The organism is Kitasatospora sp. NPDC034035 (assembly GCF_055575755.1).
In genome coordinates this window covers 21215-41630 of the sequence record NZ_JBVISA010000032.1, presented here as the reverse complement: position 1 = coordinate 41630, position 20416 = coordinate 21215, and the positions used below count along the sequence as shown (strand labels likewise).

18 protein-coding genes and 1 pseudogene are annotated in these 20416 nt (G+C 70.9%); 11 read left to right on the top strand and 8 right to left on the bottom strand.

Going from position 1 to position 20416, the window contains the following annotated elements:
- The first annotated feature begins 64 nt into the window (after positions 1–64).
- The gene (locus ACZ52J_RS33530) at positions 65–529 is read left to right on the top strand and encodes a S24/S26 family peptidase (protein WP_465624132.1); all 465 of its coding nucleotides are present in this window, start codon (positions 65–67) and stop codon (positions 527–529) included.
- 129 nt (positions 530–658) lie between these two features.
- Here the strand turns inward: ACZ52J_RS33530 and ACZ52J_RS33525 are convergent, their stop codons facing one another.
- Positions 659–1159, bottom strand: a complete 501-nt coding sequence (locus ACZ52J_RS33525; protein WP_465624130.1) for a GNAT family N-acetyltransferase — start codon at positions 1157–1159, stop codon at positions 659–661.
- Positions 1160–1219: 60 nt separating this feature from the next.
- A complete protein-coding gene (locus ACZ52J_RS33520) occupies positions 1220–1972 on the bottom strand; it encodes a transposase (protein ID WP_465624128.1) in 753 nt (250 codons plus the stop codon).
- A gap of 740 nt (positions 1973–2712) precedes the next feature.
- On the opposite strand from ACZ52J_RS33520, the gene ACZ52J_RS33515 reads away from it, so the two are divergent.
- Positions 2713–2838, top strand: coding sequence for a hypothetical protein (locus ACZ52J_RS33515; protein WP_465624126.1), 126 nt, complete (start codon positions 2713–2715; stop codon positions 2836–2838).
- A gap of 320 nt (positions 2839–3158) precedes the next feature.
- Positions 3159–6326, top strand: coding sequence for an ATP-binding protein (locus ACZ52J_RS33510; RefSeq protein ID WP_465624125.1), 3168 nt, complete (start codon positions 3159–3161; stop codon positions 6324–6326).
- A gap of 182 nt (positions 6327–6508) precedes the next feature.
- Here ACZ52J_RS33510 and ACZ52J_RS33505 read toward each other — a convergent pair whose 3' ends face one another.
- Positions 6509–7180 (bottom strand): class I SAM-dependent methyltransferase, encoded by a 672-nt coding sequence (locus ACZ52J_RS33505; RefSeq protein ID WP_465624123.1) that lies wholly within the window; start codon positions 7178–7180, stop codon positions 6509–6511.
- On the bottom strand, positions 7177–7764 hold the full coding sequence (locus ACZ52J_RS33500; protein ID WP_465624121.1) for a hypothetical protein: 588 nt from the start codon (positions 7762–7764) through the stop codon (positions 7177–7179). Before ACZ52J_RS33500 ends, ACZ52J_RS33505 begins: the two co-directional genes overlap by 4 nt.
- Before the next feature lie 186 nt (positions 7765–7950).
- Here ACZ52J_RS33500 and ACZ52J_RS33495 point away from each other — a divergent pair, with 186 nt between their 5' ends.
- Positions 7951–9396 carry a sensor histidine kinase gene (locus ACZ52J_RS33495; protein ID WP_465624119.1) on the top strand — a complete coding sequence of 482 codons (1446 nt, stop codon included), beginning with the start codon at positions 7951–7953 and terminating at the stop codon, positions 9394–9396.
- Positions 9393–10079 carry a response regulator gene (locus ACZ52J_RS33490; protein WP_465624117.1) on the top strand — a complete coding sequence of 229 codons (687 nt, stop codon included), beginning with the start codon at positions 9393–9395 and terminating at the stop codon, positions 10077–10079. The genes ACZ52J_RS33495 and ACZ52J_RS33490 overlap by 4 nt, the downstream gene beginning before the upstream one ends.
- 266 nt (positions 10080–10345) lie before the next feature.
- On the opposite strand, the gene ACZ52J_RS33485 is transcribed toward ACZ52J_RS33490, so the two are convergent.
- The gene (locus tag ACZ52J_RS33485) at positions 10346–11125 is read right to left on the bottom strand and encodes a class I SAM-dependent methyltransferase (protein ID WP_465624115.1); all 780 of its coding nucleotides are present in this window, start codon (positions 11123–11125) and stop codon (positions 10346–10348) included.
- A gap of 1032 nt (positions 11126–12157) precedes the next feature.
- Between ACZ52J_RS33485 and ACZ52J_RS33480 the strand changes: the two genes are divergently transcribed.
- The 5 genes and pseudogenes from ACZ52J_RS33480 to ACZ52J_RS33460 all read left to right on the top strand — a co-directional run bounded on the left by ACZ52J_RS33480 (position 12158) and on the right by ACZ52J_RS33460 (position 16065).
- Entirely contained in the window at positions 12158–12595 is a 438-nt protein-coding gene (locus ACZ52J_RS33480) for a hypothetical protein (protein WP_360503803.1), read from the top strand.
- A pseudogene (locus ACZ52J_RS33475) lies at positions 12585–12809 on the top strand (IS630 family transposase); the annotation flags it as partial. The gene ACZ52J_RS33480 and the pseudogene ACZ52J_RS33475, both read left to right, overlap by 11 nt.
- Before the next feature lie 273 nt (positions 12810–13082).
- Positions 13083–13907 (top strand): polysaccharide deacetylase family protein, encoded by an 825-nt coding sequence (locus tag ACZ52J_RS33470; RefSeq protein WP_465624114.1) that lies wholly within the window; start codon positions 13083–13085, stop codon positions 13905–13907.
- 101 nt (positions 13908–14008) lie between these two features.
- Positions 14009–14737 (top strand): hypothetical protein, encoded by a 729-nt coding sequence (locus ACZ52J_RS33465; RefSeq protein WP_465624112.1) that lies wholly within the window; start codon positions 14009–14011, stop codon positions 14735–14737.
- Positions 14734–16065: a nucleotidyl transferase AbiEii/AbiGii toxin family protein gene (locus ACZ52J_RS33460; RefSeq protein WP_465624111.1), complete on the top strand. Its 1332-nt coding sequence runs from the start codon at positions 14734–14736 to the stop codon at positions 16063–16065. The genes ACZ52J_RS33465 and ACZ52J_RS33460 overlap by 4 nt, the downstream gene beginning before the upstream one ends.
- Before the next feature lie 387 nt (positions 16066–16452).
- Here the strand turns inward: ACZ52J_RS33460 and ACZ52J_RS33455 are convergent, their stop codons facing one another.
- Both ACZ52J_RS33455 and ACZ52J_RS33450 read right to left on the bottom strand, forming a co-directional pair.
- Positions 16453–17157, bottom strand: coding sequence for a DUF4232 domain-containing protein (locus ACZ52J_RS33455; RefSeq protein WP_465624109.1), 705 nt, complete (start codon positions 17155–17157; stop codon positions 16453–16455).
- A 221-nt stretch (positions 17158–17378) separates the two neighbouring features.
- Positions 17379–18431 carry a serine hydrolase domain-containing protein gene (locus ACZ52J_RS33450; protein WP_465624107.1) on the bottom strand — a complete coding sequence of 351 codons (1053 nt, stop codon included), beginning with the start codon at positions 18429–18431 and terminating at the stop codon, positions 17379–17381.
- Positions 18432–18452: 21 nt separating this feature from the next.
- Here ACZ52J_RS33450 and ACZ52J_RS33445 point away from each other — a divergent pair, with 21 nt between their 5' ends.
- Positions 18453–19190: a GbsR/MarR family transcriptional regulator gene (locus ACZ52J_RS33445; RefSeq protein WP_465624106.1), complete on the top strand. Its 738-nt coding sequence runs from the start codon at positions 18453–18455 to the stop codon at positions 19188–19190.
- 156 nt (positions 19191–19346) lie between these two features.
- Here ACZ52J_RS33445 and ACZ52J_RS33440 read toward each other — a convergent pair whose 3' ends face one another.
- The gene (locus ACZ52J_RS33440; RefSeq protein WP_465624104.1) at positions 19347–20300 is read right to left on the bottom strand and encodes an NADP-dependent oxidoreductase; all 954 of its coding nucleotides are present in this window, start codon (positions 20298–20300) and stop codon (positions 19347–19349) included.
- Positions 20301–20416 lie beyond the last annotated feature (116 nt).

The following is a 20416-nucleotide window of genomic DNA, read 5'->3' as shown; positions in this document are numbered from 1 at the left end:
CCGGTCACGGACGCGGGGCAGGAAATCGGTGGGGCGGCTCAGCGGGATCTGCCACGATAGCCGGATGGGAGCATTGGATGCGGTGTCGGCCGGGGTCGCCGGAGGGGCCACCGTTGAGTTCCGGCCCAGCGGTTCGTCGATGGTCCCACTGATACGCAGTCGGCAGTCGGTGGTCGTCGCCCCGGTCGACCCGTCAAGGCTCGAGCCCGGGGACATCGTCCTCGCCCGTGTCGCCGGAACCGTGTACCTGCATCTGGTGTCGTCCATCGATCCGGCCAGGAAACGAGTGCAGATCAGCAACAACCGGGGCCGGATCAACGGCTGGACCCATCACGACCGCGTCTTCGGTATCTGCGTCGCCGTCGACGGGGTCCCCCGGGCCGGTGCCGCGGACAAGACCCTGGCCGCCGACCCTGACAACCGGCCCGGAACAGTAAGGGGAACAGCAAAGGGAACAGGCATCGGCCGCCCTGCCGAGATCCGACGCTGCAGCAGTAGCCAAGCGCCGAACAAGACACGTGACTGCTGACCCCCGGAGTTCCGGGTTTGCAGAACACGAGGCGGGCCGGCCGCGAGGTCGACGCAGGGCATCCCTGGCCCAACCTCGCTCCAGCCGGCGCCAGGGTGGACGGCTACTGCTAGGCCCGTACTTCGCGGGTCACCGTTTCAGGTCTGTGGCCAGTGGCTTGACGCCTCCGGTTGCCGGGCCGGTCGGAACTGCCGAAGGGGCCGGCGCGGTGATCAACATCAGCTTCTCCGGTTCGGACACGGCCGAGAAGCCGACACGTGCGTAGACCTCGTGCGCGTCCGCGGTGGAGAGCATCAACCGCTTCAGCCGGTAGGGAGCCAGCGCCGCGACGACCGACTCCGCCAGCCAGGTGCCGATGCCCCGGCCGCGTGACTCGCGGGCGACGTAGACGTCGCAGAGCCAGCCGAAGGTGGCGTAGTCCGTGACGATTCGGGCGAATGCGACTTGCTCGGCGGTGTCCGGGGTGTAGACACCGAAGACGAGTGAGTGCTCGATCGATCGCGCCACGGTCTCTCGGCTGCGGCCCAGGGCCCAGAAGGCGTCAGTGGAAAGCCAGTGGTGCACGCGGTCGAGATCGATGCGCGCGGGGTCGGTATCGAGGGTGAGGCCGTCTGCCCTGGTCGTGATCACGGCATCTGATCGTACGGGGCCGGCCCCGAGGGCCGGGCCTGCACTGCAGGGGTCACGGTTTCAGGTCTGTGGCCAGCGGGTTTGGGTGACGTCGACGCCGAGGAGTTCGAGGAGGTGAAGTTGGTCGCCGCGGGCGATCTGCACTGTCGGCCGGTCGGCGATGCTGCCGACGCGCAGGGTGAGTTCGCCGAGGTGGTAGAGGATCATGCGGCCGGTGGGTCGGACGCGGCGGTTGTCGGGATACAGGCCGACCATGGTCCGTTCCGGGCCGAGCGAGCGTCCGGCCTGGCGTTCGATCAGGCAGAAGACGAGCAGGGCCAGGCAGATCACCTGGATCAGAGCGGCGACGCGGCGGTTGTGCTGGACGAACACCGGGGCGACCGCGAGCGGGCCCTTGAAGTCCGCATAGCGGCGCTCCACCGAGCCTTGGCCCTTGTACCGGATCAGGACCTGCCCGGGGTCGGCCTGCTCGGCGGTCAAGGGGGTGATCAGTGCGTACCAACCATCCGCCACCAGGATCCGGCGCAGCCTCAGCACGGGGTCGCTCTTGCGAGGGTTGTTGAGGGTGTGGACGTCTTCGAGTACCCGGTAGACGTCTCGCTCGGCGGGCTGCTTGCCCGCATCCCGCTGTGGCACCCAGTCCACGACCTGCGCCTGCTGGAGGTCGAGGGCGGCGTAGACCTCGTCCTTGACCTGGGCGGCCGGGACCGGCGCGATGAACGGCACCTCGGCCTTCAGCAAGGCGGACACGTTCGGGTAGGACACCAGCTTGGAGTCCGCGACCATCACGAACCGCGGGGACCGGGAAGTCATCGACACACCCACTCAATGCCCACGCCGGGGACACCACCACGAGCCACGATCCATCCGAATCAACGACCTGCGAAGCACGGGACTAGGACCAGGCCGGCAAGGTCGCCGGGCCGGTCAAGCCGCATTGGCGAGGGGACGTCCGCCCCAACGGATGCCCTTCTCGCTGCGGGAGCGCGCGGCGCCGTGGGTGGGAGTGCGACGCGGATTTTCCGCAGAAAATCGAGTCTCTTCCGTGGCCGCTGCCAACGGCCACGGCACGCCTCGTTCATCGACACCCACAACGCCGAGGCACAGACCGTCATTTACCGCGATGTCCACCGAGTCCCTCGGCTTCAGGAAGAGGTGGAACACGAGGACAACGCCGAGGCGTGGCAGGAGTTGGGCTTCCGGCTGTCTCCTCGCGAGCGACCTCGTCTTCCTCGCGAGCTTCGCCGCGTTCCCTCGGCCGGCGCCCAGCGAGGAACTCGCCGGCACGGGGCGGTGGATGTACGAGACCGCTGTCCGCGACGAGCAGGAGCGACTCGCCGACGGGATCTCCCATCTCTTCGGCAAGGCCGAATGCCCGTGCTGCGCCGCCGTGTTCACCGTCGCGCTCGTGGCAGTGCGGACCGGTCGAATTCGCCGACGGCGAGACGGACGGCGCCGACTGGCTGTTCGAACTCCTCACCGAAGCCGACGGCGCGCGAGCGTTCGCCGGCTTCGCCGAGGACGACCACCAGCGCTCCGTCGACGGGGAAGCGGTGGCGGCCGTGCTGAAGGGCGCCCCGCTCGACCGCCGTACGGTTGCCGCGCTGTCGGCCACCGCGAACTTCGACACCGTCGCCACGCAGGCCCGTGTGCTGGGCTACCAGGTGCAGAGCAGCTGAGGCCGCGACAACCGCGCCGGCCGCCACTTCGGTCGAGCCAAAGTGATCGACACATCCACCTCGACACATCCCCATCAACACATCCACCTCGACGCGGTCCGCCGCGACGCGATCCGAACGTGCCGGCGGCATCCGGGGAGTCGCTCCGGGAGACGATCCTGAGAGCCCACAGCGCCGACGGGACGACACCGTGCAGGGCCGGTGGCCGTCGTCGCTCAGTGCCCGTACTAGTGTCATGGTCGTGCCGCGGCCGCGGTCCCCACCCGACCGGGCGGCACAGCCGGGACCGGCGCGGACGTGACTTCTGGGGGCTGAAGCGGATGACGATGACGTTCGGCGTGCTGGGCCCTCTGACGGTCGCCGTGGACTCCGAGCCCCAGCCGCTGCCGAGGGCCACCGTCCTGCGCGGGTTGCTGGGGGCCCTGCTGCTCGCGGAGGGGGAGTGGCTGCCGGTCGGGCGGCTGCTGGAACTCGTGTGGGCGGAGCAGGCGGACCGGATCGGCCGGGGCTCGGTGCACACCGGGATGTCGCGGCTGCGCACCTGGCTCGGGCGGTTCGGGGACGAGGCGGTGGCGCTGGAGTCCGACGCGCAGGGGTACCGGCTGGTGACCGGGCCGGACGCGGTCGACCTCGGACAGTTTCGCGGGCTTGCCGCCGACGGGGACCCGGCCGCGGCGATCGATCTGCGGCGCGGCCCGGTGCTGGCCGGGCTGGAGCGCGTGAACAGGGACGACCCGCTGGTGACGTCCGTGGAGGGCGCGGTGCGCGCCACGGTCCTGGCCCTGGCCCGGGCGGCCCTGGCCGCCGGAACGTCCGGAGCAGCGGGAGCCTCCGGAGCCGCCGGAGCGGCCCGGGCCGCCGTTCCCCCCGTGACGGCGCTCGCCGAGGAGTATCCGTACGACGAGCCCGTGCACGCGGCCCTGCTGGAGCTCCTGGCGGCGGACGGACGGGCGGCCGAGGCGCTGCGCCGCTTCCAGTCGCTGCGCCGACGCCTGTCCGAGGAACTCGGGATCGAGCCGGGCGAGCAGGTTCAGAACGTCTTCCTGGCGCTGCTGGCCCACGACCGCGACGGCGCCCGTACCGACCCCGAGCGGTCCCGCGTGGTGCCCTCCCAACTACCGCGAGACGTAACCGACTTCACCGGCCGCGACGATCAGGTGCGGCTCGTCCTGGACGCCCTGGCGGCCGGCCGGGTGCCGGTGATCGCCGGCATGGGCGGCATCGGCAAGACGGCGCTGGCCGTCCGCGCCGCCCACCGCGCCGCCGCCGACTACCCGGACGGCCGGCTGTACGCGGACCTGCGCGGGGTGGACGAGTCGCCCGCCGACCCCGCCCGCGTCCTGGCCGCCTTCCTGCGCGCCCTCGGCGCCGACCCCCGCGAGATCCCGGCCTCCCTCGACGAGCGCTCCGCGCTCTACCGCACCCTGCTCGCCGACCGGCGCACGCTCGTCCTCCTCGACAACGCCGCCGACGAGCAGCAGATCGGCCCGCTGCTCCCGGGCACACCGGCGCACCCTGCCGACCACCCTGCCGACCACCCTGCCGACCACCCTGCCGACCACCCTGCCGACAACGCTGCCGACAACGCTGCCGACCTCCCGGCCGGCCACCCTGCCCACCGTTCACTCAGGCATCCCGCTGCCCGCCCCGCCGTCCTCGTCACCAGCCGCACCCCGCTCACGGCGCTGCCCGGCACCCAGCTCATCGACCTCCACGAACTCGACGCCCCCCACGCGCAGACCCTGCTGCGCCGCATCCTCGGAGACCACCGCGTCGCCGCCGAACCGGTGGCCGCCGCCCAGATCGTCGAGCTGTGCGGCGGCATGCCGCTCGCGGTCCGCATCGCCGGGGCCCGCCTGGCCGCCCGGCCCCGCTGGACCCTGGCCCGGCTCGCCCACCTGCTGCGCGACGAACGGCGACGCCTCGACGAACTGGAGGCCGGAAACCTTGCCGTCCGGGCCGGTTTCGCCGTCGGCTACGCGCGGCTGTCGGAGCCGACCCGCCGCACGTTCCGGCTGCTCGGCCTGCTCGACGCCCCCGACTTCGCACCGTGGGCCGCGGCCGCGATGGCCGACATCCCGCTGCAGCAGGCCGAGCGGCAGCTGGAAGAGCTGATCGACGCCCAACTCCTGCAGGAGACCGGCACGGAACCGCACCCGCGCTACCGCTTCCACGACCTCGTCCGGCTGTACGCGCGCGAACACGCCGAGGCCGCGGACGAACCCGCCGCACGCACCGCCGCGCTCCGACGGGCCTTCGGCGCCTGGCTCTGGCTCGCCGAGCAGGCCGCCGACCAGGTGCCCGGGCCGTGCTTCGCCCCGATCCACGGCGACGCGCCCCGTCACCCGCTGCCGTCCGCCCTCGCGGCAGCACTGCTGGACGACCCGACGGCCTGGTTCGACGCCGAACAGCCGGCCCTGAACGCGAGCGCCCGGCAGGCCGCCGCGCTGCGCATGGTGCCGCTGGCCTGGGACCTCGCCGCCTGCCAGGAGAAGTACTGCGACGTGCGCGGCCTGTACGACGATTGGCGCACCACGCACCTGGCCGCCCTCCAGGCCTGCCGGGCGGCCGGCGACACCCTGGGCACGGCCGTGCTCACCCGCGGCCTCATCGAGGTGACCACCTGGACCACCCCGGCCGACGGCACCCACACCACGGCCGACCTGCCGGACGGCGCCCAGACGATGGTCGCCCTGGAGGACCGCGCGCGGCACCTGCAGCGTCTCTTCGAGCAGGTACGGGAACCCGGCGGGACGGCCGACGCCCTGGTCCTGGCCGCCTGGAGCCTGGTGGCCCAAGGCCGCGAACAGGAAGCCCTGGACGCGGCCCGCCGTGCCCTGGACCTCGCCACCACCCACGACCACCCGGGCGTCCAGGCCCGGGCCCACCAGATCATCGCGATCGCCTACGGGGAGACCGACCTCGACCGCACGATCGACCACCTGACCGAGACACTCCGGCTCGCCCGCCTGATCGGCAACACCCGCTTCGAGGCGACCGCGATCCAGTTCCTGGGAGCCGCCCACGGCCGCGCCGGGCAGCCGGAACGAGCCGGCGAACTGCTCACCCGCTCGCTCGCCATGGCCCGCTCCCTCGACGACCGCTACGTCGAGGTGTTCTCCCTGCTCTACCTGGCCACCCTGTACGCGGCCACCGGCGATGCCCGCGCCCGCGAGACGGCCGAGGCCGGACTGGCCATCGCCAGGCGCTTCGACCTCGGACACCACCTCGCCCAGGCCCTCGGCATCCTCGGCGAACTGGACCTGGCGGCCGGAGAGCACGCCTCGGCCATCGCCCACCTGGAGGAGTCCGTCCTGGTGTGGCGCGCCCGGGGCTGGCGCTCCTTCCTCGCCGGAGCGCTCCGCGCCCTCGGCCGTGCCTACGACGCGGCCGGCCTGCCCGACTCGGCCGCACGCGTGCTCGCCGAGGCCTGCGACGTGAGCGACACGCCTGTCACCGGCCCCGACTCCCCGACCCGCGAGAACTGACGGCCGCCACCCGGGCTCGACCGGCGGGGACGCCCTTACGACCTCGGGAGAAATTCCGACGGGCCCTGAAACTCCTCGACCAGCACGTCAACCACGCCATCGCCCTGGCCAGACTCCCACGAACAGCCTGACCAGGAACGGAAATCGTGCCTCAAGAACAAGGAACGCAGCGACCAGGTGTTCTAGCCTCTGGTGGCCGTGCGTCCGCACGGGCGGAATCGGGCCATATACGCCAAGCTGGGCCCACGACGCGCAGTGAAGTGCAGGCCGTTTTGGTCGGCCATCCGGTGTAGGCGGCCGAACGAAATCCAGTGCCGGTCGAAGAACTCGCCCACCACCAATCGCCCGCTGGGCCTCAGTACGCGTGTCGCCGCGCTCAGCACTCGCTCCGGTTCAGGGATCTCGCCAAGAGCTGTAACCACGTAGACCGCGTCAAAGCTGTGGTCCTCGAAGGGCAGTTCACGAGCGTCCGCGCGGTGTGGGTGGATCGTGGAGATTTCACCCCGCCCTGCCTGTGTCATTACGTGGTCCAGCATTTCCTGTTGGATGTCCACGATGTCCAGGCGTCCGTTCGGGCCCAACTGTGGTGCGACGTGCAACGCTTGCAGGCCGGTGCCAGGGCCCAGTTCCAGGATGCGTTCTCCTGCTCGCGGCTGGAGCATCGAGTCCAAATCTGTCTTGGTCAGGAATGGAAGCTGAATGTCGAGTAGTCGACGTTGTGCGTATGGGTAGGGTGCCTGATCGGTGAACCACAAGGCTCCCGCCGTCAAAGCAGCGACACCGGCCGCCGCCGCGATCTTGGTGTGGCGTGTCGGGTAGGTACGGTTCGGCATCCGACTGATATTGGCGTTCATAGTGATTCCTGTTCAGTGGTTTCGGACTGTGGGAATGGGTGGCGGATCAGTCGCAAGGCCAAGACGGTGCACACGATGGCGATTGGAATTTCCGCGCATACTGCCATCACGACCGCGATAGCCAGCGCGCCCCCGGATGTCGCCGCGGTAACGTCGAACCAGGCGTCTGTCAGGAAAAGCGCAGCGGCCGCTGTGGCGGTCAGCGTGGAGCGGTTATCCGCCCGCTTCAGGAATCGACCGGTGGTGAATAAGGCCAGTGCCTCGCAACTGTCCAGACCCACCCAGTCCAGGGCCCAGTGACTATCCATCGCCTTCTTCGGCAAAGACATCGACAGATAGAGAACCCACGGGATCATCATCAGGCCCGCGGTGGCGAAGGCCCTGCCGAGACGTCGCGGGCTTCGGGTACCGGGTCTGTCCGGCACCGCCGACCAGCGCACGTGGTCAGCGCTTCTGAGCGCTTCGATCGTGTTGGTGGTCCGACATTCCGGGCCCTGCTTCATGCCCGGGGAGAACCCGCCAATATGGCGGCGCACGATGCCGGACACGCCGGAAGCGGTCAGCACCTCGCTGGTCCAGAGCACAGTGATGCCAGGCTACTTACGGCCAGGACGTGAGGTGCGGGGCGCTCGAGCGACGGGTTCGTTGCGGTGGCATCCGCTGGCGCCCAGACCTGCTTGACCGGGTCGCAGAGCCTGGTTTGGGGGCGTCCATCGGCGAAAGGGGCGCCGGAATCGGGCGCGCCCGGGCCCAGGATCATCCGCATCGTCGTGGACAAGGTCACACCGGCCAGCGCGGGCGGGCCGCCGTCGCACTTCTTCGTCGTGTCGCGAAGATCGATCATCGGTGCGTTCGTCATGGTCACGAACCTACGAACAGAGCGTGATCCGTCGCGTCGGCTGGTGGATGTCACCGTTCCCCAGGCCGTCGGCTCGGGGGTGTACCCCGCGTACATCCCCGGGGCGACGCGCGGAGCCGAAGCCGCTGAATACGATCTCCGTATGGAAGAGCTTCTCCAGCGTCTCCCGACATCGAAGCGCGTGACCTGGCTGAGGTCACAGGCCGTGGTGTTGGCCACCGCCTGCTTTTACGCGCTGATGCTCCGCTTTACGATGCCGGTCCCTGAGGCTAGGCACTTCGACGGCCTGTTCTGGTTTCCCGGCCTCGGGCCCTTCCAGACGATCGGTCTGTGCGTCGTGCTCGCCCTTCCGGTTCTGCTGGTGCACCGTCTGCCGGCGGCAGTCTTCGCGGCGATCCTGGGCGAAGCAGCCCTCAGCGACATCTTCGGCGCGCGGCCTTTGACCGTGTTCGTCCTGCTCGTCGCCTTGGGCGGGTACCTCGCCGTCCGGCGGCCGAAGGCTGCCGCAGTCGGCTCCGTCGCGGCCGTCGCGACCGCGTTCGTCAACTTCACCCACGTCAACCCCGAGGGCTCCGTCGGCGACGCGGCCGGGTGGGCCGGGCATTACGCGTTGTGGCTCGCGGTCGCGTGGGTTATCGGGGGGGTGTATCGCAAACGCCGTGAATACCTCGGAGCCTTGCACGAGCAGAGGGCGGCCCGCGCCGTCATGGCCGAGCGGCTGCGGATCGCCCGCGAACTGCACGACAGCGTCGCGCACAGCATCGGGATCATCACGGTGCTGTCGGGAGCGGCGGCGCGGGTCGTGGACACCAAGCCCGAGCAGACGCGGCAGGCGCTGACCGGCATCGAGTCCACCAGCCGCCAGACGCTGCTCGAGCTGCAGCGCATGCTCGGGGCGCTGCGCCGCGCCGAGCCGGACGACGCCATGCCGGGGGCCGCTCCGCTGGCGCCGGCCGGCAGCCTGGCCGACGTCCCGCGGCTCGCCGAACGCACGGCCGACGCCGGGGTGCGGGTCCACGTGGCCTGGCGGGGCGAGCGGCGTCCGCTGCCGCCGGAGATCGAACTGTCGGCGTTCCGGATCATCCAGGAGTCGGTGACGAACGTGCTGCGGCATTCCGGTGCGCGGACGTGCCGGGTCGCGGTCGGATACGAGCCGGAAGGAGTGACGATCGAGGTGGTGGACGACGGAGACGACGGTCCCGGCGGGCCCGGCCGTCCCAGGCCCTCGACGGCGGCCGGCGGGAGCGGCTTCGGCCTGCTCGGCATGCGCGAGCGAGTGACGTTGCTGTCCGGCCAGTTCAGCGCCGGCCGGCGTCCGGAGGGCGGATTCCGGGTAACGGCTAGGCTCCCGGCATGAGCGTGCGAGTACTGCTGGTCGATGACCAGCCGCTGATGCTGGTCGGGCTCGGGATCCTGATCGGCGGCACCGCCGACCTGGAGGTGGTCGGCGAGGCCGGCGACGGCCGCGAGGCGGTGCGCCTGGTCCGTGAGCTGCGGCCGGACGTCGTGGTGATGGACATCCGGATGCCGGGCATGGACGGGATCGAGGCGACCAGGCAGGCGACCGCCGAGCCGGACCCGCCCAAGGTGCTGGTGCTGACGACCTTCGACGACGACGAGTACGTCTACGGCGCGCTGCGCGCCGGCGCCAGCGGATTCCTGCTCAAGAGCATGGCCCTGGACGCGATCCTGGACGCGATCCGCGTGGTGGCGGCCGGCGACGCGTTGATCGCGCCGAGCGTCACCCGACGGCTGATCGCCGACTTCGCCGGAACCTCCGCCACCCCCGCGGCCCCCGCACCGGCCACCGAGCCCGCCGCGGACTCACGTCTCATCGCGGGGATCACCGACCGGGAGCGCGAGGTGCTGGCACTGGTCGGACAGGGACTGTCGAACGGTGAGATAGCCGAGCGGTTGGTGATCAGCGCGGCGACGGCGAAGACCCATGTCGCGCGTCTGTTCGCCAAGCTCGAGGCCCGGGACCGCGTCCACCTGGCGATCATCGCCTACGAGAACGGACTCACGCCGGGTAGACGGTAGGGCAGGGTGAGAAGAACGATCGCCGACCCCGAGTTCGCCGCGTTCGCCAGATGCGCGCGCTCACCCACCTGGCCGCGGCGGGATTCGGGCCGAGGTTGTTCAGGAAGTCACGGACCCTCAACGAACCGACCTGAGAAACGCGCCGCGCGGTTCGTGGCGAAGCCCCGGGCTGCGAGTAGGGGACGGAGCCGGCGGATCGCGCCAGAGACGGTGGAGCGGTCCACGTCGAAGAACTCGGCCAGGACCGAGAGCGCTGTGAGCAGGAATCAGGCCGGAACGGACCGGATCACAACCAACGAACCTTCGTAAAAAGGTTGCTGCCGCAGAGTGCCGAACCGGGCGTCCCAAGCTCCGCTGTCCAGGTCACCCCGCAAATCCGCGGCGAACCGTTCGCGCGCCCGCTCGTCGACGAAGCTCCACGCCGAGCACGCCTGCCGGGCACCGGGGTCGAGCAGCATCTCGGGGCGCGCGTAGTACGCCTCGTTGAAGCCGTCGGTGCAGTCGACGGGTATCGGCACCAGGGTCACCGTCGTATGTCCACCAAGGGCCTCGGTCAAATCCGCGATCGCCGGATAGCGGCGCGCCTCGGTGTCCAACACCTCCGGCGCGTACTCGTACAGCCAGAAGTCCCGCACGAGATCGGGGTCGCAGGTCAGCACGATCGCAGGGCCCCGCGCCACTCGGCGCATCTCGCGCATCCCGGCCTTGTAGTCGCTCCACTGGTGCACGCTGAAGGTGGTCATCGCAGCGTCGAACGAATCGTCGCCGAACGGCAGGTGCTCGGCGACGCCATCGACGGCGGGCGACAGGTGCGCGGGCCGCTGGGCGCGCATCGTCGCCGACGGCTCGACTGCCGTCACCTCCAGCGTTGGGGACTCGTATGACCCTGCCCCGGCCCCGACGTTGACCACCGTGCGCGCCCCACCCAAGGCGGCGGTGATCACCTGCTCGATCCTTGCGTCCGGCTGCCGGTAGGTGGCGTAGCCGCCGCCTATCCTGCCGTAGTCCGCATCCCCTGCGCTGCCGTCCGCCCCGCGTTCGCTCATGATCCAAACCTAGCCACGCTGTCAACACGTCCATCCCGGTTACCGCGCCCAGGGGCGCCGACCTGGAAACAGCGTGCGCAGGTTCTCCACTGATCAACCACCAGGTCAATGCCAGCACACCCGAACTCAATTCCTCCCGCGGTCGTTACCGAAGCCTCACCGCCCGCAGGCAATCGGTAAGCCATCGGTAAGACGCCCCTCCCTAGGCTCGAGCCCCACGGCACAGGACAGGTGCACACCGGGCCCAATCTCGGTCGACGCGCCCGTCCCGCACCCGCCCCATGGGCTACCGGCCGGGTCCGCGCAGGGGACGGACCCGGCCGGAGGCACGTCCACCGGGCTCCCGGCCGGAAGCAACGTCCACCAGCTCCCGGCCCGGCGAGCTCCGCACCCTCGATCAGCTGCCGCCGACCCCCGTTCGCCCCGGACCGGATCACGACCCGACCGGGCGTCGCATGTTGCCCGGCATCCTCCGCAGTCCGCCCACGGCGGGGGAGGAGTTGGGACGGCAGGGACGGCATGCACGGAGGTGGGCGTGTACGTCGGAGGATGCATGTCCTCGCCCGGTCCCGACGATCCTCTCCCCGTCAAGGCCCGCCAGGATGCCCAGGACTGGGCCCAAAACATGACCGCGTCCATGGCACAGACCGCCGGAGCCAATCTCGACGTCGGCAGCGCCGAGCCGATCTTCAGCAACTGTGTCGGCAAACACGAGACGGGTCTCGTGGACCCATCCACGGGAGAATGTCATACGGGGGTAACCGACCGGCCCGCACACGACGCGGCTGCGGAACCCAGGGCAGGCGTCGGCGGCCGCGTCGTCCATGGGGGCTTCCCTTCCGCCGGGGCGGGCTGATGATCCGTCTGGGACAGCCGATCGGTACCAGGCCCTGTACGGCGTCCTCTGAATCCAGTTCATGGGGCGCAGCACATAGATCGGTACACAAGGAGCACTCGAGGTGTCCTCCTTGTCTCTGGCATGTTTGCTGTGGTTATTTGTGTTCAGGCCTCTGAGGTGCAAGGGTGTCCGCCATGAAGATCACGATCACGGTGGAGAATCCGACCCCCGAGGCGCTCGAGAAGCTGCTCGCCCTCGCTGCCATGCCGGCCGCCGTCGTGACTGCGGTGCCCGACGACCGTTGGACCCCGGAGCGGGCCCGGTCGTACTACGACCGCCTGCCGCCCCGTGCGCAGCAGATCCTGCTCCAGGTCGTCGAAGGCGAAGGCGAGTGCGCCGCCGGCGAGTTGAAAGCGAACGGCCGAAGTCTTCGGGGATCCACCGGCGCGTTCCGCCGGGTGCTCTCGGAGGGCAGGAGGACCGGACTCTGGCCGGAGGGCTTGCCCGTGCCGCTGGTTTCCCACATCGTCGGCGGACAGCTCAAGAAGCTCGAGATGCCGGGGCGTGGCACAGAGCAGTACGTCCTCCCGGCTTTCGAGGAGGGCCTGGGTGACCTGCGGAGTGGTGACTGACCGGGAGGGCCACCGGTTACAGAGGATCGTGCGGCGGGGCAGTACCGGCTCGGTTCGCTATCGGCGGGCGATGCTGCGGTTGGCCTCCGCCGGCGGGAACCGGGTCCCGATGATTGCCCAGCTTGTGCCGGCGGACGAGGAGACGTGCGGAATGTCATTCATCGGGTTCGATGAGATCGGCCTGGCCTGCCCGCCACTTCGAGCTCCTGGCCGGGCTTCGGCGGCTCCGTGTCACTCCTGAGGGGTAGCCGCGGGAGCTGATCGCACCACCAGCCTGTACTTGTCCGGTGCCGTGACCGGACCTACGCCGTTGAGGCGATTCTCCGCAGGGACCGGAGAAGCCCTGGTGTGTGGTGCAAAGACGCTGAGATCGAAACATCAAGTTGTCACTGTCCTGCTACGGGCGCCGGGCCGGGGAACCCGCTCCGATCCGGCTGACGTCATAAACCTCAGAAGCGGGCAGGTGCGTTCGGGGGAGTGGTCGTTGATGGATTTCAAGGCGCGCACGGGGAAGCTGGGCAACCGGTCGCGGGCGGCCGTCGCCGTCGCGGTTGTCGTTGTGGCGGCGAGCGCCTGGGTTGTTCCGACGGTCACCGGGTCGGTCCCCGCCCCCAACCGGAGCGTCACGCACGGCCATGACGGCCAGGACGGCGGCGCCCCGAGCAGCGGCGGCGGTGCACAGCAGGGATCCGGGGCCGTACCGGAGGGCATAGCCCACGCGTCCGAGGCCGGTGGCAACGCCGTCAACATCACCATCGATGACGGTCCCGACCCCGCTTGGACCCCGAAGGTCCTCGACGTGCTCAAGCGGTACGGGGTGAGGGCGACCTTCTGCATGATCGGACCGCAGGCCAAGGCCCACCCCGAGCTGGTCAAGCAGGTCGTCGCGGGCGGTCACCGGCTCTGCGACCACACCGTGGATCATGACACCTCCATGGACAAGAAGCTCGTCGCGTACCAGGAGAAGGAGATCCTGGACGCGAAGAAGATGATCGAGCAGGCCGCGGGCGGCAGCGCCCAAGTGCTGTACTACCGGGCTCCCGGCGGCTCGTTCACCCCCGACAGCCGGCGCATCGCTGCGGCGAACGGCATGCGTCCGCTCGGTTGGAACGTCGACTCGAAGGACTTCGAGAAGCCCGGTACGGCCGCCATCGTCGACACGGTCAGGAAGGAGATCGGCAACGGCCCGACCATCCTGTTCCACGACGGCGGCGGCGACCGCCAGCAGACCGTCGAGGCCCTCGACCAGGTGCTCGGCTGGCTGAAGGCCCAGGGCCGCCCCACAGGATTCCCGGTCCAGAGCACCCCGTGACACCTCGCCGCCAGGGCGACGCAGGGAGGCGATGACCCGGAGCGGCCTCTGCAGACCAGGGTGTGCGATCCGATGTCAGAGGGGCTTGGCAGGATGCTCCCATGCTCGCCATCCGCCCTGACCAGCGCCGTGACGACCGGCCCGTCCTGCCCGCTCCTCCCGACGTCCGGGGTGACTTCGAGGTGCACTTGACCGTGCGGCCCGGTGCCGCTGAGGCGCTGGCCGCGTGGGCCGACGGTCATGGCCTGAAGTTCACCCACATTCTGCTGGCGCGTGGCGCGGTGCCCTCGCAGCCGATGCTGACCTTGTGCGCCGGCGGCTCGCTGGACGAGGTCGCCTCGGTCGTCTTCCGGACCACGGACCGGTTGGTCCGGGCCGGGTTCACCGTCCTGCGGGCGAAGATCGAGGCCACGCCGTGGGCGGAGGGCGTTCCGGCCTCGGACGAGGACGCCGTGCCGCACGGAGCCCACCGGTACTTCGAGCACCACGTCAAACTGCTGCTTCCGAGGCCGGTTTCCGCAGCCGCCGACCCGGCCCGCCTCGCCGAGCTCGTCGCGTCGCACGGTGCGCACCTGTCGCGCAATCCGCGCCGGGTGCGCGAGGACGGCCGGTGCGAGTGGTTCGTGACCCAGCGGTGCCGCCTGGTCGGCCTGGGCACCGCGGGCCGTCGGCTGGAGGCGCTGCTGGGGGAGCTTGCCGCCGACGGTCGCGAGGTGGTGTCGGTGGAACGCGAGTTCGTCGTCGTGGACAGTGACGAGACCCTGGACGCGGGGTGGATAACCGAGCACGGGCACAGTGCCGGGCCGTACGGAGAGGGAGACCCGAGATGACCGAGGACCAGTCCCAGTCCCAACCGCAGCCCCAGCCGCAGTCGCCGGTGGCGTGGGAGGAACTGAAGTACGGCCCGTGGCAGGGCGTCGTGTTGCCCAGGCAGCCGCCGGCGGAGGACGTCCGCGAGGACCGGGACCTGCCCAGGAGTATCCGGCCGATCGACGACGAGGCGGTGAACCAGCAGCCGGTCTTCGATCCCGCGCTCGCCGGGTACAGCCGGGCCCTTCGGCCCAGCGAGCCCGCTTTCGCCGACCCGCAGCTCGCCGAACGCTGGCTCGCGGCGCGGCGCGAGGCGCTGAACACCGCGTTGTCCGCCGTCGCCGGGTCACCGTGGGCCGAGCACCTGGTGCTGCGCGGCAGCGTCCTGCTGAGGGCCTGGTACGGCGAGGAGGCGCGGGAGCCCGGCGACCTGGACTTCGTGGTCAGCCCGGTGGAGTGGGAACTGGAGGACGAGCGCACGGACCGCATGCTCGATGAGCTCGCCGCCGGTGCCGAACGGCTCTCGGGTACGGTCCGGCTGCACGCCGACCAGGCGGTCAGCGACGAGATCTGGACGTACAGCAGGGTTCCCGGGCGCAGGCTCGTCCTGCCGTGGACGGCACCGGGCGTCCCGGGCGGGACCGTCCAGCTGGACTTCGTCTTCACCGAGCACCTGCCCGTCCCGCCGCAGCCCTACCGGCTGCCGGGCGTCGCCGGCCCGCTGCTCGGAGCCACGCCGCAGCTCTCGCTGGCGTGGAAGGTCCTGTGGCTGGTCTCGGACAACCACCCGCAGGGCAAGGACCTGTACGACGCGATCCTGCTCTCGCGCACCGCCGAGGTGCCGTACGACCTGTTGCGCCAGGTCTTCACCCAGTCCGACGAGAACTGGTCACGCCGGCCGGTCCTCCCGCAGCAGATCAGCGGGCTCGAGGTGGACTGGGACGAATTCGCCAAGGACTACCCGCGGTTCGCCGAGCCCGTCGAGGAGTACCCGGCGCAACTGCTCGCCGGGCTCCACGCCACCTTCGCCGACCTCGGCGAGTACGCGCTGCGCGCCCGGTGGCTGGCCCCGCTGACCGAGGAACTGCGGGAGGTGTTGGCGCGCGAGGGAATGGACGAGGTCCAGCAGCGGATGCGCCAGCACTACCTGCCGGTGGACAACTCCCTCGTGGTCACCAGCGAACTGCTCGGCGGTGACCTCGACGGAGCCGGCCGCACCATCACCGACCATCTCGCCGCCCACCTCGGCGGCGCATCGGAGCGGACGACCCGCAAGCTGGCGGAGGCCGCCGCCCGCTATGCCTCGGATGTCGAAGGCGACCGCCCTGCCGGCGGTGCGGCCGGCTGACACCGCGCTCGGCATCCGATGGCCGAGGCTGCCGGATGGCCGACGCGCCTGATGGCCGAGGCCGCCGGATGGCCGACGCGCCTGATGGCTGAGGCCGCCGGATGGCCGACGCGCCGAGTTGCTCGGTCTCGCACCGGGCCCGTCCCACCCGGGGATCGTCCGGGTGGGACTGCTCTCGGCCCGCGCCCACGAACACTCCGGAGCTGCCCCGGTGACGAGCAACACCGCACGGCACGATCACCTGCCTGGGCGGCATCCTGGTCTGCCACCTCTGACCGGGGACCGGTCCGCTCCACCGGTTGCGAGACCGCCCGCGCCGACGGTGGCTTGCCACCGGCGCGGCCGCGCCGAAGCGCGCCCGCCCGTCGGCTGTGGCAGGAGCGTTCGTCAGGACGGGCTGGTGGCCAGCAGCGCGGTGGTGGTCACCTTGTTGTCGCACTCGGCGAAGAGGCCGTCGTCCAGGGCTACTTGGTGTGCTCCGGCACCCGGCAGGCCCAGGACGAGGGTGGGGTAGGCGACCGGCGTCGCACCGGAGACGCAGTAGCCGTCGGCCTCGCCCTGGACCTGGACGAAGGTGAGCTTCACCCAGGCCTTTCCGCCCGGGGCCACTCGGACCGGGGCGGTCGGGCCGGTGTGCGTCACGGTGAGTGGGGCGTTGCGGTCCGGGGAGCCGTTGGCCGCCCCGGCGACCGTCGGAAAGCCCTGCAGCGTGCACGGGTGCGCGGAGGTGTTGGTGAACGCGACGATCGCCGCTCCCACGCCCGTGCCCTCGGGGCGCTGCTTCGCCTGGTGGGCGTCCGCCTTCAGATCGCCGACTGCGCAAGCCGGCGCCGCTGCACCGGCAGACGCCGCTCCACTGGACGACGCGCCTCCCGTGGCCGGTCCCGTGGCCGGCGCCGCCGACGGTGTGCTGCCCTTGGTGGGGGCCGGGGACGTGGGGCTCGGTACGGACGAGGCGGTGGCCGCCACCGACGGTGCCCCGGCGGTCGAAGGCTCGTCGCTCCCGGGCCCGCACGCCGTGATCAGCAGGGTGGCGGTGGCGGCTGAGACCACCGCGACCGCGGCTCTGCGGGCCTTCTGTCTGTCCCGCATGTCCTGTCCGTGCTGCATGTCCTGCATGGCGTCCCCCGAGGGATGGAGTGGTGCCGACCCAGCGCAGGCACCTGCCCGGTACACACCGCCGCCCCGGCGCCGGTTCCCCGAGCGGTCAGGTGTGACAGGACGGTGACGAGATCCGGAAGGCTCCCGGACAACGGCGGCGACCGGGCAGGTCGCGGCCCAGGTCGCGGCCCAGGTCCGTTTAGGAGGGCGTCTCAGGAGGGCGTCCCGCCCTTGCAGAACTCGGCCTCCAGCTCGGCGGTGAACACGCCGATCGGCCACTTCAGGTCGCCGTAGGCCCAGTCGCCGTTCACTTCGGTGGAGAGCATGTGGCGGCCGTCGCGGGTGCCGAAGGTGTAGGACCAGGAGCCGTTGATCGCGCCGCCCATGCCCCAGACGTCACCGCAGGAGAGGGTGACCTGGCCGATGCCCAGGCCGTAGTGGGAGTCCGGGACCCACCCGTTGTTCGGGTCCTCCATGGTGAACATCTCGTTCATCTGGGCGGGCGGCAGTACCCGGCCCTGCATCAGGGCGCGGAAGAAGGTGTTGAGGTCGCCGAGGGTGGAGATCAGGTCGCCCGATCCGTAGCCCCAGGAGGGGTTGAGGTCGGTGACGTCGTAGATGCCGTAGGTCGGGGTGTCGGGCTTGTCGGAGTCTGCCAGCCGGGAGTAGAAGCGGCTGTGCGGGCCGTGGATGCCGGTGTCGTCCCCGGTCGGCTCGTAGGTGCTCTTCAGGTGCAGCGGCTTGGTGATCCGCTCGGCCAGTTCCTGGGCCAGGCTGTGCCCGGTGGCCCGTTCCACGATCAGGCCGGCCAGCACGTAGTTGGTGTCGGAGTACGTCCAGCCGGTGCCGGGTGCGAAGAGCGGCTTGTCGGTGAGGGCGAGCTGGACCAGCTGGAGCGGCGTGAAGCTGTCGAACCGGTGCTGCAGGAAGGCCGTTCCGGAGAAGTCCTTGCTGACCTGATCCGACATGGCGAAGTTGGCGATCCCGCTGGTGTGGTTGAGCAGCTGACGGATGGTGATCTTCGCTCCGTCGTAGCCGTTGCCGTCCACCACCCCGGGCAACCACTGCTCGACGGTGTCGTCCACGCCGAGCCGGTGCTCGGCCTCCAGTTGGAGGACCAGGGAGGCGACGAAGGTCTTGGTGGTGCTGCCGATCCGGAACCGGTCCTGTGGGCCGAGCTTGCGACCGGTGGTCAGGTCGGCTGCGCCGGCCTGACCGAACCAGGTCGAGCCGCCGTCCTGGACCTCGGCCATCGCCCCCGGCACCCGCAAAGAGAGGAGCCGCCCGTGCCCGGCGCCAGGCTGACTCAGGAAGACCGCCGCACGATCGCCGCCGGGCTCGTCGCCGGGCTCGACTACGCCGAGATCGCCCGCCAACTCGCCCGCCCCACCTCCACGGTGGCCCGGGAGATCGCCCGCAACGGCGGTCCCTCCGGCTACCGCGCGGCCAGCGCCCACCGCGCCACCGTCCAGCGCTCCCGTCGCCGCCAGTCGAGCCCTGCCCGGCTCCCCGGTGACGCCGCGACGGCCGCCGACGTTCACGACTCCGCCGTGGACGGACGCGACGCCGCCGCCATCACCGAGTTCACCGGACAGTTCGCCGACCTGCTGGTGCACCTCGGCCTGCCGCCCATGGCGGCCCGCGTGCTCAGCTGTCTCTACGTCACCGACACCGGCCGCCTGAGCGCCGCCGAACTGGTGCAGCGGCTCGGCGTGAGCGCGGCCTCGGTCTCCAAGGCCGTTGCCTACCTGGAGAGCCAGGAACTGATCCGCCGCGAACGCGACGAGCACAGCCGCCGCGAACGCTACGTGATCGACGACGACGTCTGGTACCGCTCGATGCTCGCCAGCGCCCGACGCAACGCCACGCTGGCCCAGTTCACCCGCAACGGCGCCGGCCTGCTCGGCGCGGCCTCCCCCGCCGGGGCGCGGCTCACAACGGCGGCGGTCTTCCTGGAGCACATCGGCATCGACCTCGTCCGCTCAGTGGAGCAGCGGTTCGCCGAGGGCGAGTTGCTCCCGTAGCTCCTCGGCTCCTCGGCTCCTCGGCTCCTCCGCTCCTCGGCTCCTCCGCCGTGCCGGGCAAGGCCGCCGACTTCCTCCGCGCAACCGAGCCGGACGGCGCCGAGTCCGCCGAACCACCTCGGCCTGTCACAGGATCGCAGGATCAACCAGACCGCCTCACCCCGCGACCGACAGGACGATCTTCCCCGTGGTGCGCCCCTGCTCGCCCAGGCGGTGGGCCTCGGCGGCCTCCTCCAGCGGGAACACCGCGTCGGCGATCACCCGCAGGCGGCCGTCCTCGACCAGGCGGGTGAGCTCGCGCAGGCCCTGTTGGTCGGGCTCGACGAGCATGAACGCCGCCCGGACGTCGGCCGCCTCGGCCTCGGCGTGGGGGAAGGTCTCGTCCGGCGGGATGATCGAGACGAGGGTGCCGCCCGGGCGTAGGGTGCGCAGGGAGCGCGGCAGGTTGGCGCCGCCGATGGTGTCCAGCACGACGTCCATGTCGCGGACTGCCTCGACGAAGTCCTCGGTGCGGTAGTCGACGACCTCGTCCGCGCCGAGCTCGCGCAGCAGCCCGTGCTTGGCGGCGCTCGCGGTGCCGGTCACGTGGGCGCCGCGGGCCTTGGCGATCTGGACGGCCAGGTGGCCGACCCCGCCGGCCGCGGCGTGGACCAGCACGCGCTGTCCGGGCCGCACGTCGGCGGTGTCCACCAGGGCCTGCCAGGCGGTCAGCCCGGCCAGCGGAAGGGCGCCCGACTCGAGGTGGGTCAGGCTCCGGGGGCGGGGCGCGAAGTGGCGGGCGGGTGCGGTGACGTACTCGGCGTAGGCGCCGGCCGGGTACGGGAAGCGCGGCATCCCGTACACCTCGTCGCCGGGCCGGAAGACCGTCACGCCGGCGCCGACGGCCTCGACCACGCCGGAGACGTCGAACCCGAGGACGAACGGCGGTGTGGCGCCGGTGGCGAACTCGCCGCGGGCGCGGGTCTTCCAGTCGGCCGGATTGACCCCGGCCGCGTACACCCGGACCAGGACCTCGCCCCGTACGGGCTCCGGGCGCCGCGTCTCGACGACCTTGAGGACGTCGGGCGCCCCGGCGGTGTCCTGGGAGACGGCACGCATGGTGATGGGCATGAAGGTTCTCTTCTCCTGGATTCGTCGGTTCCGTCGGTTCCAACGGATTCCGCGGGGGTTCCGTCGGATCCAGCGGGGTTCCGTCGGGCTCCGTCGGGCTCCGCCGAGTCCCGTCG

Excerpts from the sequence above, each read along its gene's own strand:
- ACZ52J_RS33530 (WP_465624132.1), top strand. The coding sequence starts at position 65 with ATGGGAGCATTGGATGCGGTGTCGGCCGGGGTCGCCGGAGGGGCCACC.
- ACZ52J_RS33520 (WP_465624128.1), bottom strand. The coding sequence starts at position 1,972 with ATGACTTCCCGGTCCCCGCGGTTCGTGATGGTCGCGGACTCCAAGCTG.
- ACZ52J_RS33510 (WP_465624125.1), top strand. The coding sequence starts at position 3,159 with ATGACGATGACGTTCGGCGTGCTGGGCCCTCTGACGGTCGCCGTGGAC.
- ACZ52J_RS33505 (WP_465624123.1), bottom strand. The coding sequence starts at position 7,180 with ATGAACGCCAATATCAGTCGGATGCCGAACCGTACCTACCCGACACGC.
- ACZ52J_RS33490 (WP_465624117.1), top strand. The coding sequence starts at position 9,393 with ATGAGCGTGCGAGTACTGCTGGTCGATGACCAGCCGCTGATGCTGGTC.
- ACZ52J_RS33485 (WP_465624115.1), bottom strand. The coding sequence starts at position 11,125 with ATGAGCGAACGCGGGGCGGACGGCAGCGCAGGGGATGCGGACTACGGC.
- ACZ52J_RS33480 (WP_360503803.1), top strand. The coding sequence starts at position 12,158 with ATGAAGATCACGATCACGGTGGAGAATCCGACCCCCGAGGCGCTCGAG.
- ACZ52J_RS33470 (WP_465624114.1), top strand. The coding sequence starts at position 13,083 with ATGGATTTCAAGGCGCGCACGGGGAAGCTGGGCAACCGGTCGCGGGCG.
- ACZ52J_RS33465 (WP_465624112.1), top strand. The coding sequence starts at position 14,009 with ATGCTCGCCATCCGCCCTGACCAGCGCCGTGACGACCGGCCCGTCCTG.
- ACZ52J_RS33460 (WP_465624111.1), top strand. The coding sequence starts at position 14,734 with ATGACCGAGGACCAGTCCCAGTCCCAACCGCAGCCCCAGCCGCAGTCG.
- ACZ52J_RS33455 (WP_465624109.1), bottom strand. The coding sequence starts at position 17,157 with ATGCGGGACAGACAGAAGGCCCGCAGAGCCGCGGTCGCGGTGGTCTCA.
- ACZ52J_RS33440 (WP_465624104.1), bottom strand. The coding sequence starts at position 20,300 with ATGCCCATCACCATGCGTGCCGTCTCCCAGGACACCGCCGGGGCGCCC.